9 protein-coding genes are annotated in these 12,007 nt (G+C 70.9%); all 9 read left to right on the plus strand.

Annotated elements, in window-relative coordinates:
• Nucleotides 1-99: 99 nt before the first annotated feature.
• The 9 genes from BFF77_RS13495 (at nucleotide 100) to BFF77_RS13535 (ending at nucleotide 11,983) form a co-directional block, all read left to right on the plus strand.
• Nucleotides 100-3,795 carry a ThuA domain-containing protein gene (locus BFF77_RS13495; protein WP_066948359.1) on the plus strand — a complete coding sequence of 1,232 codons (3,696 nt, stop codon included), beginning with the start codon at nucleotides 100-102 and terminating at the stop codon, nucleotides 3,793-3,795.
• Between the two features lie 146 nt (nucleotides 3,796-3,941).
• A complete protein-coding gene (locus BFF77_RS13500) occupies nucleotides 3,942-5,075 on the plus strand; it encodes an inositol-3-phosphate synthase (protein WP_066948362.1) in 1,134 nt (377 codons plus the stop codon).
• Nucleotides 5,072-5,986 (plus strand): SCO3242 family prenyltransferase, encoded by a 915-nt coding sequence (locus BFF77_RS13505; protein ID WP_066948364.1) that lies wholly within the window; start codon nucleotides 5,072-5,074, stop codon nucleotides 5,984-5,986. The genes BFF77_RS13500 and BFF77_RS13505 overlap by 4 nt, the downstream gene beginning before the upstream one ends.
• Nucleotides 5,983-6,825 (plus strand): sugar phosphate isomerase/epimerase family protein, encoded by an 843-nt coding sequence (locus BFF77_RS13510; protein WP_066948367.1) that lies wholly within the window; start codon nucleotides 5,983-5,985, stop codon nucleotides 6,823-6,825. Before BFF77_RS13505 ends, BFF77_RS13510 begins: the two co-directional genes overlap by 4 nt.
• On the plus strand, nucleotides 6,822-7,457 hold the full coding sequence (locus tag BFF77_RS13515; RefSeq protein WP_066948370.1) for an EboA domain-containing protein: 636 nt from the start codon (nucleotides 6,822-6,824) through the stop codon (nucleotides 7,455-7,457). The genes BFF77_RS13510 and BFF77_RS13515 overlap by 4 nt, the downstream gene beginning before the upstream one ends.
• On the plus strand, nucleotides 7,457-8,305 hold the full coding sequence (locus tag BFF77_RS13520; protein WP_066948372.1) for a TatD family hydrolase: 849 nt from the start codon (nucleotides 7,457-7,459) through the stop codon (nucleotides 8,303-8,305). The genes BFF77_RS13515 and BFF77_RS13520 overlap by 1 nt, the downstream gene beginning before the upstream one ends.
• A gap of 4 nt (nucleotides 8,306-8,309) precedes the next feature.
• Nucleotides 8,310-9,479, plus strand: a complete 1,170-nt coding sequence (eboE, locus tag BFF77_RS13525; protein ID WP_066948388.1) for a metabolite traffic protein EboE — start codon at nucleotides 8,310-8,312, stop codon at nucleotides 9,477-9,479.
• On the plus strand, nucleotides 9,476-10,900 hold the full coding sequence (locus tag BFF77_RS13530) for an alkaline phosphatase family protein (protein WP_066948390.1): 1,425 nt from the start codon (nucleotides 9,476-9,478) through the stop codon (nucleotides 10,898-10,900). Before eboE ends, BFF77_RS13530 begins: the two co-directional genes overlap by 4 nt.
• A 27-nt stretch (nucleotides 10,901-10,927) precedes the next feature.
• The gene (locus tag BFF77_RS13535; protein WP_066948394.1) at nucleotides 10,928-11,983 is read left to right on the plus strand and encodes a sugar phosphate isomerase/epimerase family protein; all 1,056 of its coding nucleotides are present in this window, start codon (nucleotides 10,928-10,930) and stop codon (nucleotides 11,981-11,983) included.
• Nucleotides 11,984-12,007 lie beyond the last annotated feature (24 nt).

Below are 12,007 nucleotides of genomic sequence, written 5' to 3' on the forward strand. Positions count from 1 at the left end.
CGGTGCGGGACGAGCACCGCCCCCGAGAGGCGAGCGCGATCGCATGCCGCGCTCCATTGGCAACCCGCACGTACGAACAGCCCATTGTGGAGGACTTTCGTGCACAGAAAACGCCCCAGAGCCAGAACCCTCCTCGCACTCCTGACGGGCGCGCTGCTCGCAGGTTCGAGCATCAGCGCCGTACCCGCCGCCGCGCACCCGGATCACCCGGCCGCGGAGGAGAGCTTTCAGCAGGTGACCCTCGCGAAGGGCGCCGACGAGGTGGGCGAGCCGATGTCGCTCGCCGTCCTGCCGGACCGGCGGGTGCTGCACACCTCGCGCGACGGCACGCTGAGGATCACCGACGACGGCGGTGACACCACCGTCGCCGGCACGCTGGACGTCTACAACCATGACGAGGAAGGTCTCCAGGGCGTCGGGGTCGACCCCGACTTCGCCGAGAACCGCGCGATCTATCTCTTCTACGCGCCCAAGCTCAGCACTCCCGCCGGTGACGCGCCCGAGAACGGCACGGCCGCCGACTTCGCTCCCTTCGACGGGTACAACCGCCTCTCGCGCTTCACGCTCAACGAGGACGGCACCCTGAACAAGGCCAGCGAGAAGAAGGTCCTCGACGTCGCCACCTCCCGCGGCACCTGCTGCCACGTCGGCGGTGACATCGCCTTCGACGCGGACGGCAACCTGTATCTGTCGACCGGCGACGACACCAACCCGTTCGCCTCCGACGGCTACACGCCCATCGACGAGCGGCCGGACCGCAACCCGGCGTTCGACGCGCAGCGCAGCTCCGGCAACACCAACGACCTGCGCGGCAAGATCCTCCGCATCAAGGTCGCCGAGGACGGCTCGTACACCATCCCGGAGGGCAATCTCTTCGCCCCCGGCACCGAGAAGACGCGGCCCGAGATCTACGCGATGGGGTTCCGCAACCCCTTCCGCATCTCCGTGGACCACAAGACCGGCATCGTCTACGTCGGTGACTACGGCCCCGACGCCGGCTCGGCCTCCCCGACGCGCGGCCCGGCCGGTCAGGTGGAGTTCGCCCGGGTCACCGAGGCCGGGAACTTCGGCTGGCCGTACTGCACGGGCGACAACGACGCCTACATCGACTACAACTTCGCCAACCAGACTTCCGGCGCCGCCTTCGACTGCGCGGCACCGAAGAACACCTCGCCGCACAACACCGGACTCACGGACCTGCCGCCGGCCCAGCCCGCCTGGATCCCGTACGACGGCGCCAGCGTGCCCGAGCTCGGCTCCGGCTCCGAGTCCCCGACGGGCGGTCCCGTCTACCGCTACGACGCCGAGCTGGACTCCCCGGTGAAGTTCCCCGAGTCCTACGACGGCGACTTCTTCGCCGGCGAGTTCGGCCGCCAGTGGATCAAGCGGATCGAGCAGGGCGAGGACGGCACCGTCCAGTCGATCAACCCCTTCCCGTGGACCGGTACCCAGGTCATGGACATGGAGTTCGGCCCCGACGGCGCGCTCTACGTCCTCGACTACGGTCTCTCCTGGTTCGGCGGTGACGAGCACTCGGCCCTCTACCGGATCGAGAACTCCACCGGCGGCCTGTCGCCCATCGCCGAGGCCACCGTCGACAAGACGTCCGGCAAGTCCCCGCTGACGGCGGTCTTCTCCTCCGCCGGCACCTCGGACCCCGACGGCGACGCCCTCACCTACGCGTGGGACTTCGGCGACGGAGGCACCTCCACCGAGGCCAACCCCACCTACACGTACAAGAAGAACGGCACCTACAGCGCACGGCTCACCGTCACCGACCCGACGGAGCGCACCGCGACCGCCTCCGTGCGGATCGTCGTCGGCAACACCGCGCCCGAGGTGGAACTCGATCTGCCCGACGAGGGACACCTCTTCAACTTCGGTGACAGCATCCCGTTCAAGGTGAAGGTCAAGGACCGGGAGGACCGGGACAACGGCCCGATCGACTGCTCCAAGGTCATCGTCCGCTACATCCTGGGCCATGACAGCCACGGCCACCCGATCACCTCGGTCAACGGCTGTGAGGGCACCATCACCGCGCCCGCCGACACCGAGCACGACCCCAACGCCAACATCTTCGGTGTCATCGACGCCGAGTACACCGACGGCGGAGGCGGCGGCCAGGCCCCGATCACCAGCCACGACCAGGCGCAGCTCCAGCCGCGCCACCGGCAGGCCGAGCACTTCAGCGCCTCCTCCGGCATCAGGACCTACGACAAGGCCCCGGCCAACGGCGGCAAGACCGTCGGTGACATCGACGACGGCGACTGGATCTCCTTCACGCCGTACAACCTGACCGGGTCCAAGACGCTGACCGCCCGGATCTCCTCCGGCGGCGCCGGCGGCTTCCTCGAAGTACGCACGGGCTCCGCCACCGGCGAACTGCTGGGCTCCACGCCCGTCCCGATCACCGGCGGCTGGGAGACCTTCCAGGACGTCGACGTCCCGCTGCGCTCCGTACCGAAGAAGACCACCGAGCTGTTCCTGGTCTTCAAGGGCGGTGTCGGCGGCGGCGCGCTCTTCGACCTGGACGACTTCGAGATCTCCACGGCCGAGCCCGGCAGGACCGAGAAGCGTGTCCTGGTCTTCTCCAGGACGGCCGGCTTCCGCCACGACTCCATCCCCGCGGGTGTCGCCGCGCTGAAGGAGCTGGGCGCGACCACCGGGATCAAGGTCGACTCCACCGAGACCGGCGCCCAGTTCACCACCAACAACCTCGCCCGGTACGACGCGGTGGTCTTCCTCTCCACCACCGGTGACGTCCTCAACGCCGACCAGCAGAGGGCGTTCGAGAACTATGTCGCCACTGGCGGCGGCTACATGGGCGTGCACGCCGCGGCCGACACCGAGTACGACTGGGCCTTCTACGGCGGTCTGGTGGGCGCGTACTTCCAGGGCCACCCGCAGATCCAGTCGGCCACCGTTCGCGTCGAGGACCACGACCACCCGTCGACCGCGCACCTCGACGACGAGTGGCAGCGGACCGACGAGTGGTACAACTACCGCACCAACCCCCGCGAGCAGGCACGGGTCCTCGCCACCCTGGACGAGACCACCTACCAGGGCGGCACCATGAAGGGTGATCACCCGATCGCCTGGTGCCAGACGTACCAGGGCGGCCGTGCCTTCTACACCGGCGGAGGCCACACCAGGGAGTCCTACGCGGACGCCGCCTTCCGGCAGCATCTGCTGGGCGGACTGCGGTACGCGGCCGGCCAGGTCAAGGCCGACTGCGCGCCGGAGACCGGCTACCGGGACCTCTTCAACGGAAAGACCCCGGAGGGCTGGAAGCAGGCCGGACCGGGCAAGTTCAACGTCGTGAACGGTGAACTGCGCTCCGAGGGCGGCATGGGCCTGCTCTGGTACCAGGCCAAGGAGCTGAAGTCCTACTCCCTGAAGCTGGACTGGAAGCTGGACGGCGACGACAACTCCGGTGTCTTCGTGGGCTTCCCGGCCTCCGACGACCCCTGGTCCGCGGTCGACAAGGGCTACGAGGTGCAGATCGACGCCACCGACACCCCGGACCGCACCACCGGCTCGGTCTACGGCTTCAAGTCGGCCGACCTCAAGGCCAGGGACCGGGTGCTGCGCCCGCCCGGGCAGTGGAACAGCTACGAGATCAGGGTCCAGGGCGAGCGTCTCCAGGTCTTCCTCAACGGTGCGAAGATCAACGACTTCACCAACAAGGACCCGGAGCGCAGCCTCACGGACGGCTACATCGGTCTGCAGAACCACGGCACTGACGACCAGGCCTCCTTCCGCAACATCCAGCTCAAGGAACTGCCGGCCTCCTAGGGACTCCTAGGACGGACGGCCCGTCAGCCGGGCGGCGGGCGGGGAGGCGCCGTACCCCCCGCCCGCCGCCCACCAAGCACCACAGACTCAGGACCCACCAGCACCGTCCACCAACCACCACCACACCATCGGCAGGGAGGCAGCCCGTGACGACGAGCGGTACGGAATCGACTGCAGTACGCACCGGAGTCTGGTTCGTCGGAGCGCGCGGCTCCGTCGCCACGACGGCTGTGGCGGGATGCGCGGCGGTCACGGCGGGAATCCATCCCCCGACGGGCATGGTCACCGAGACCGCGCCCTTCGCGGGGACGGGCCTGCCCGCACTCTCCTCACTCGTTTTCGGCGGACATGACACGGCGAGCTGTCCGCTGCCCAAGCGGGCGGAGGAGCTGACCGTCGCGGGAGTGCTGCCGCACGGTCTGCCCGCCGCCATCCACGCCGAACTGACCGCCGCCGACCAGGAGATAAGGACCGGCGGCCCGCAGCCGGGCGACACCAGGAGCGACGAGGAGCTCATCGCCGCCTTCGCCGACGACATCGCCGGATTCGCCCGCCGTACGGGCGTGGCGCGGACCGTCGTCGTCAATGTCTCCTCCACCGAACCCAGCCCGGCCCCCGGCGATCCGCGACTGCCCGCCAGCTCGCTGTACGCGGCGGCGGCGGTCCGGGCCGGCTGCTCGTACGTCAACTTCACACCGTCCACCGGGCTGCGCACCGAGGCCCTCACAGCCGCCGCCGAGGCCGCCGGACTTCCCCACGCCGGCCGCGACGGCAAGACAGGCCAGACGCTGCTCCGTTCCGTGCTCGCCCCGATGTTCGTGCAGCGCGCCCTGACCGTACGGGCCTGGTCGGGCACGAACCTGCTGGGCGGCGGGGACGGAGCGGCGCTGGCCGACCCGGGAGCGGCGGCTGCCAAGAACGCGGGCAAGGAACGGGTACTCGCCGACACACTGGGCACGGCGCCCGAGGGCGAGGTGCACATCGACGACGTGCCGGCGCTGGGCGACTGGAAGACGGCCTGGGACCACATCGCCTTCGACGGCTTCCTCGGCTCGCGGATGATCCTCCAGACGATCTGGCAGGGCTGCGACTCCGCGCTCGCGGCTCCTCTGGTGCTCGACCTGGCACGGCTGGTCTCGCGGGCGCACGAGACGGGACTGAGCGGTCCGCTGCCCGGCCTGGGCTTCTACTTCAAGGATCCGGACGGCGGACCGGCGGCGCTCGCCGAGCAGTTCGAGGCGCTGCTGGCGTTCGCCGAACGGCTGCGGGAGAGCCGGTGACCGAGCGCGGCCGGGTACGCGCCTGGGCGGAACTGCTGCGGGTGTCCGCCCTGTTCACGGTCCCGGGCGACGCCCTGGCCGGCGCGGCGGCCCTCGGCGCACGTCCCAACCGCGGTACGGCCCTGGCCGTGGGCGCCTCGCTCTGCCTGTACGAGGCGGGCATGGCGCTCAACGACTGGGCGGACCGCGACGAGGACGCGGTGGACCGGCCGCACCGGCCCATCCCGTCGGGCCGGATCAGCCCGGCGGCGGCCCTGACGGCCGCCGCCGCCCTGACGGCCACCGGCCTGGGCCTCGCCGCCCGCGCGGGCCGCCCGTCCCTCGCGGTCGGCACCGCCCTGGCGGCGGCGGTCTGGTCGTACGACCTCCATCTCAAACACACCCAGGCGGGCCCGCTGGCCATGGGCGCGGCCAGATCCCTGGATCTGCTCCTCGGAGCGACGGCCACGGCGTCACGGCGCACCGCCGCGCCGCGCGTCGGCGCGGGCGCCGCGCGCGCGGCACTGCCCGCCGCGGCCGTGCTCGGGGCGCACACGGTCGGTGTCACCGTCGTGTCGCGCCGTGAGGCGCAGGGCGGATCCACGCTCGCGCCGCTCGCCGCGCTGACGAGCACCGCCGTGCTCGGGGGCCTGACCGGGCGGTGGCGCCGGGGCGGCCCGGTCTCCGCCGACGCCCTCGCCGCCGGTGGCCTCGCCGCCGTGTACGTCGGCACCGCCGGCCGTCCGCTGGCGCACGCCGCGCTCAATCCCTCCCCGCCCCTCACCCAGCGTGCCGTCGGCGGCGGGATCCGGGCGATGATCCCGCTCCAGGCGGCGCTCGCCGCGCGCGGCGGGGCCGCGGGGACCGCACTGGGAATCATGGCGCTCGTACCCCTGGCACGGAAATTCGCGCGGAAGGTGAGCCTGACATGAGTCTGCGGTTCGGATACGGCACCAACGGGCTCACCGATCTGCGGCTCGACGACGCGCTCGGGCTTCTCGCCGATCTCGGCTACGAGGGTGTCGGGCTCACTCTCGACCACATGCATCTCGACCCCATGGCCCCCGATCTGGCCGCCCGCACCCAGCGCGTCGCGCGGCGGCTGGGGGAGCTGGGCCTCGGTGTCACCGTGGAGACGGGCGCGCGCTATGTGCTCGATCCGCGCCGCAAGCACGGCCCCACACTGCTCGACGCCGACCCCGAGGGCCGCGCCGCGCGCACCGGGCTGCTGCTGACGGCCGTTCAGGTCGCCGCCGACCTCGGCGCGCACGCCGTGCACTGCTTCAGCGGTGTCACTCCGCCGGGCACCGACACCGACACCGCCTGGAAGCGGCTCGAAGAGGCGCTGACCCCCGTCGTCGACGCCGCCGGGCGCGCCGGCGTCCCGCTCGCCGTCGAGCCCGAGCCCGGCCAGCTCCTCTCGGACCTCGCCGGTTTCCACCAGCTCAGACACCGGCTCGGCGACCCCGGTCCGCTCGGGCTCACCCTCGACATAGGCCACTGCCAGTGCCTGGAGCCCGTCCCGCCCGCCGACTGCGTCCGTGAGGCCGCGCCCTGGCTGCGCCATGTGCAGATCGAGGACATGCGGCGCGGTGTGCACGAGCATCTGCCCTTCGGCGAGGGCGAGATCGACTTCCCGCCGGTGTTCGCCGCGCTGGCCGCCACCGGCTACGAGGGACTGGTCGTGGTCGAACTGCCGCGCCACTCGCACGCGGGCCCCGAACTCGCCCGTACCTCCATGGACTTCCTCCGTACGAAGGGAGCGGCATGAGCTCGAATCCGTCACCGATCCACGAGGACCTGGCTCCGGGCCTGGACCCCGCCGCCCGGGCGTGGCTCGACGCCGCCCTGGCCGAGGCCGCGGACGCGGGAAGCAGCGGGGAGAGCGACAACGTTGCCGCCGCTCCGGCCGCCGTCGCGTCCTGGGAGCTGCGCTTCGCCGCCGCGGGACGCCACTGCGGCCAGGAACACGCCGACTCCGTACGCGTCCTGCTCCTTGAGCAGGCCCGCGCCGGACTCGCCACCCTCACCCGGCTCTACCACCAGGGCACCGCCGCCGAACGCCGCGCCGTGCTGCTCGCCCTGCCCCACCGCGTCACAGGCCCCGGCGCGCTGCCGCTGATCGAGGACGCCCTGCGGACCAATGACACCCGGCTGGTCGCCGCCGCCGTCGGTCCCTACGCCGCCGCCCATCTCGACTCCCACGGCTGGCGGCACGCCATTCTCAAGTGCCTCTTCACCGGCGTGCCCGTCGCCGCCGTCGACGATCTGGAAAGACGCGCCCACGGAGACGCCGAACTGGCCCGTATGCTCGCCGACTTCGCGGCCGAGCGCACCGCCGCCGGCCGTCCCGTACCCGCCGACCTGCACCATGTGCACCATCTGACCGGCGAGGAGTCCTGATGCGCATCTTCGACCCCCACATCCATATGACCTCCCGCACCACGGACGACTACCAGGCGATGTACGCCTCCGGCGTGCGCGCCCTGGTCGAACCGTCCTTCTGGCTGGGCCAGCCCCGTACGTCCCCCGCGAGCTTCTTCGACTACTTCGACGCGCTCCTCGGCTGGGAACCCTTCCGCGCGGCCCAGTACGGCATCGCCCACCACTGCACGCTCGCCCTCAACCCCAAAGAGGCGAACGATCCGCGCTGCGCGCCCGTACTGGACGCCCTGCCCCGTTATCTCGTCAAGGACGGTGTCGTCGCCGTCGGCGAGATCGGCTACGACTCCATGACCCCGGCCGAGGACACCGCGCTCGCCGCGCAGCTCCAGCTCGCCGCCGACCACGGACTGCCCGCGCTGGTCCACACCCCGCACCGCGACAAGCTGTCCGGTCTGCGCCGCACCATCGACGTCGTACGGGAGTCGGCGCTCGACCCGGAGTGGGTCCTGCTCGACCATCTCAACGAGACGACCGTCAAGGACGCGGCGGAGAGCGGGAGCTGGCTGGGCTTCTCCATCTATCCCGACACCAAGATGGACGAGGACCGTATGGTCGGCGTCCTCAAGGCCCATGGCACCGACAAGGTGCTCGTGAACTCGGCGGCCGACTGGGGCAAGAGCGATCCGCTCAAGACCCGCAAGGTCGCGGACGCGATGCTCGCCGCCGGTTTCGGCGAGGACGACGTGGACAAGGTCCTGTGGCGCAATCCCGTCGCCTTCTACGGGCTCAGCGGAAGACTCCAGCTCGACGTCCCCGCGCCGGAGGCCCTCCACGAGGGCAACTCCATCCTCCGCGGCGGGGAGTGATCCCATGCGCTTCCGCCACCCCGACGGCACCACGATCCATCTCTCGTACTGCACCAATGTCCATCCCGCCGAGAACCTCGAAGGCGTACTCGCCCAACTGCGCGACCACTGCGAGCCGGTACGCAGGCGCCTCGGCCGCGACCGCCTCGGCATCGGCCTCTGGCTCGCCAAGGGCGCGGCCCAGGCCCTGATCAACGATCCGGCCGCGCTGCGCGGACTCCGTGCCGAGCTGGACCGGCGCGGCCTCGAAGTCGTCACGCTCAACGGCTTCCCGTACGAGGGATTCGGCGCCGAGGAGGTCAAGTACCGCGTCTACAAGCCGGACTGGGCCGACCCCGAGCGGCTCGCCCACACCAGCGATCTGGCCAGGCTGCTGGCCGCGCTCCTGCCGGACGACGTCACCGAGGGCTCCGTCTCCACCCTCCCGCTCGCCTGGCGCACGGCCTTCGACGCCACCGCGGCCCGCGCCGCCCGCGCCGCGCTGACCACGCTCGCCGAACGGCTCGACGGGCTGGAGGACCTGACCGGCAAGTCCATCAGGATCGCCCTGGAACCGGAGCCCGGCTGCACCGTCGAGACCACCGCCGACGCGATCGGCCCGCTCACCGAGATCGGCAGCGACCGGATCGGTATCTGTATCGACACCTGCCATCTCGCCACCTCCTTCGAGGACCCGGCCACCGCCCTGGGCGCGCTGGAGGCCGCGGGCGTCGTCATACCCAAGGCCCAGCTCTCCGCCGCGCTGCACGCCGAGAACCCGCATCTGCCGGAGGTACGGGAGGCCCTCGGCGCGTTCGCCGAGCCGCGCTTTCTCCACCAGACCCGTACCAACACCGCCGCCGGACTGCGCGGCACCGACGATCTGGAGGAGGCACTCGGCGGCGAGGCGCTGCCCGACGGCGCTCCCTGGCGGTCGCACTTCCATGTCCCGCTGCACGCGCCGCCCGCGCCGCCGCTGACCTCCACCCTTCCCGTGCTCCAGGACACTCTCACCCGGCTGATCGGCGGAGCCGTCCCGCGCACCCGCCATCTGGAGGTCGAGACCTACACCTGGCAGGCACTCCCGGCCGAGCTGCGTCCTCGCTCGCGCGGGCAGCTCGCCGAGGGCATCGCCGCCGAACTCACCCTGGCCCGCGACCTGCTGGTCGACCTCGGCCTGAAGGAGCTGCCATGACCGAGACCCCGGCCGCGCCGCCGGCCGACACCCCCGGCGCGACATCGACACCGACACCGCTCCTGGTGCTGGATGTCGTCGGGCTCACACCCCAACTCCTCGCGCACATGCCGAACCTGCGCAAGCTCGCCTCCACGGGCTCGCAGGCCCCGCTGAGCACGGTGCTGCCCGCCGTCACATGCAGCGCGCAGTCCACCTTCCTCACCGGCACGCTCCCCGCCGAACACGGCATCGTCGGCAACGGCTGGTACTTCCGCGACCTGGGCGACGTACTGCTGTGGCGCCAGCACAACGGTCTGGTCTCGGGCGACAAGCTCTGGGACGCCGCCCGCCGTGTCCGTCCCGGCTACACGGTCGCCAACATCTGCTGGTGGTACGCGATGGGCGCGGACACCGACTACACCGTCACCCCGCGCCCGGTCTACTACGCGGACGGCCGCAAGGAGCCCGACTGCTACACCCGTCCGCCGGCGCTGCACGACGAACTGACCGAGGAACTCGGCACGTTCCCGCTCTTCCACTTCTGGGGCCCCGGCGCCGACCTCGTCTCCTCCCAGTGGATCATCGACGCCACCCGCCACATCATTCGTACCCGCACCCCCGATCTGGCGCTCTGCTATCTGCCGCACCTCGACTACGACCTCCAGCGCTACGGCCCCGACGACCCGCGCTCCCACCGCGCGGCGACCGAGCTGGACGCGGCGATGGCCCCCCTCCTCGCCGACGCCAGGGACGAGGGCCGTACCGTCGTCGCGCTCTCCGAGTACGGCATCACCCGGGTCTCCCGGGCCGTCGACATCAACCGGGCGCTGCGCAGGGCCGGGCTGCTGGAGGTCCACACCCAGGACGGCATGGAGTATCTGGACCCGATGGCCTCCCGGGCCTTCGCCGTCTCGGACCACCAGCTCGCCCATGTCTACGTACGCCGTCCCGAGGATCTCGACGCGACCCGTGAGGTGCTCCAGGACCTGGCCGGTGTCGACGAGATCCTGGACGACGAGGGCAAGAAGGCCTACGGTCTCGACCATCCCCGCTCGGGCGAACTGGTGGCCGTCGCCGAACCCGACGCGTGGTTCACGTACTACTACTGGCTGGACGACGACCGGGCCCCCGACTTCGCCCAGCTCGTCGAGATCCACCGCAAGCCGGGATACGACCCCGTCGAGCTCTTCATGGACCCGCTCGATCCGTACGTCAAGCTCAAGGCGGCCAAGGCGATCGCACGCAAGAAGCTCGGTATGCGCTACCGGCTCGCGGTCGTGCCCCTCGATCCCTCACCGATCCGCGGCAGCCACGGGCGGCTTCCCGCGAGCGACGAGGAAGGCCCGCTCATCATCTGCTCCACCCCCAGTGCCGTCGATGGCCGTGTCGCGGCCACCGATGTGAAGTCACTCCTCCTCCACCTTGCCGGACTGCACTGACACCCCACTGACAGAAGGAGTTCCGCAATGAGCCGCAAGAAGTCAGCCGATCCCGAGCTCGCGCAGAAGCTCAGCAGACGGAGCATGCTCGGGGTCGCGGCCGGCGCCACCGCCGCCGCGGTCCTCGGCGCCGCGGCGACCCCGGCCGCCGCGCACGGCAAGGGACACGGGCACGGCCACGGGCACGGACACGGCAAGGGACAGCCTGTCCTTCCTCCGGGCCGCCTCGGCATCCAGCTCTACTCGCTGCGCGACAAGGTCTCCACCCTCGGCTTCGCCAAGGTCTTCGACGAGCTGGAGCGCTTCGGGTACGACGAGATCGAGTTCGCCGGATACACCCAGGGCTCCGCCGGAGAGATCACACTGCCTCAGCTCAAGCGGCTGGCCAGGGACCACGGGCTCAAGCCCATCGGCAGCCATGTCAACTACTACGACAACAACAACCCGGACGCCTACAGCTTCGCCCAGAACCTCGAAAAGGTCCTGGACGACGCCCAGACCCTCGGTCTCGAACACGTGGGGACGGCCTCGGGACCGTTCCGCTACGGTTCGACCGTGGACGCCTGGAAGCGGGCCGCCGAGGACTTCAACACCTATGGCGCGGCGGCCCGACGGCGTGGGCTGAAGTTCTACCAGCACAACCACGCGGAGGAGTTCTCCTTCGCCACCGACCGGCCGAACGTCCGTCTCTACGACGTCCTGCTGGCCGAGACCGACCCCGATCTGGTCCATCTGGAGATGGACATCTACTGGGCCTTCGTGGGCCAGTTCCGCTTCAGCAAGACCCCGGAGGGCAAGCCCGCGCCCTTCGACCCGCTGCGCTACGTGCTCAAGCAGCCCAACCGCTATCCGCTCTTCCATGTCAAGGACGGTCTTGAGGACATCACCGCCCGCGACGGATACCGGATGGTCGACGTCGGCGACGGTGACATCGACTACCAGCGCTTCATATCGGCGGTGAACAAGACCCGCGGTGGCCGCCGCGACCACCACTGGCAGGTCGAGCACGACCAGCCGGTGGACTCGGTCCTCTTCGCGAGCAAGTCCTCCGCGCATCTGCACTCCCTGCGCGAACGGCGCTGACACCCGCCCGCACGAGGACGGCCC

The organism is Streptomyces lushanensis (genome assembly GCF_001700515.1).
GTDB classification, from domain to species: Bacteria; Actinomycetota; Actinomycetes; order Streptomycetales; family Streptomycetaceae; genus Streptomyces; species Streptomyces lushanensis.

Excerpts from the sequence above, each read along its gene's own strand:
- BFF77_RS13510 (WP_066948367.1), top strand. The coding sequence starts at position 5,983 with ATGAGTCTGCGGTTCGGATACGGCACCAACGGGCTCACCGATCTGCGG.
- BFF77_RS13515 (WP_066948370.1), top strand. The coding sequence starts at position 6,822 with ATGAGCTCGAATCCGTCACCGATCCACGAGGACCTGGCTCCGGGCCTG.
- BFF77_RS13520 (WP_066948372.1), top strand. The coding sequence starts at position 7,457 with ATGCGCATCTTCGACCCCCACATCCATATGACCTCCCGCACCACGGAC.
- eboE (WP_066948388.1), top strand. The coding sequence starts at position 8,310 with ATGCGCTTCCGCCACCCCGACGGCACCACGATCCATCTCTCGTACTGC.
- BFF77_RS13530 (WP_066948390.1), top strand. The coding sequence starts at position 9,476 with ATGACCGAGACCCCGGCCGCGCCGCCGGCCGACACCCCCGGCGCGACA.
- BFF77_RS13535 (WP_066948394.1), top strand. The coding sequence starts at position 10,928 with ATGAGCCGCAAGAAGTCAGCCGATCCCGAGCTCGCGCAGAAGCTCAGC.